At 73.7% G+C, this 396-nt stretch carries 1 pseudogene; it reads left to right on the top strand.

Annotated elements, in window-relative coordinates:
* Positions 1-396, top strand: a pseudogene (locus ACIQI7_RS00370) (hypothetical protein); the annotation flags it as partial.

Below are 396 nucleotides of genomic sequence, written 5' to 3'. Positions count from 1 at the left end.
CGCGGTCAGCGCCCACGCCATCATCGACCCCACCGACTGCAACGCCCTGACCTCCACCAGGTCCGGCCTGCGCGTCCCGGAAACCCACGTCACCGGAGTCCCCGGGCCGGTCGGCGGCCACTCCGCCGACGGGTCGGTCGGCGTCAGCGTCACGCGCCCCGGCCCCGGGGACTGCCCCCAGACCTACAAGATCAGTGCCCACGCCGTCATCGACCCCACCGTCTGCAACGCCCTCACCTCGACCGGCTCGGGCCTGCGCGTTCCGGAAACCCACGTCACCGGAGAACCGGGGCCCGCGGACGGCCACTCCGCCGACGGGTCGGTCGGCGTCAGCGTCACGCGCCCCGGCCCCGGGGACTGCCCCCAGACCTACAAGATCAGTGCCCACGCCGTCAT

This window comes from Kitasatospora sp. NPDC092039, assembly GCF_044756065.1.
GTDB lineage: Bacteria > Actinomycetota > Actinomycetes > Streptomycetales > Streptomycetaceae > Kitasatospora.
Note: the sequence above shows the minus strand (reverse complement) of the source record. Positions and strands in the feature narration are given on the sequence as shown.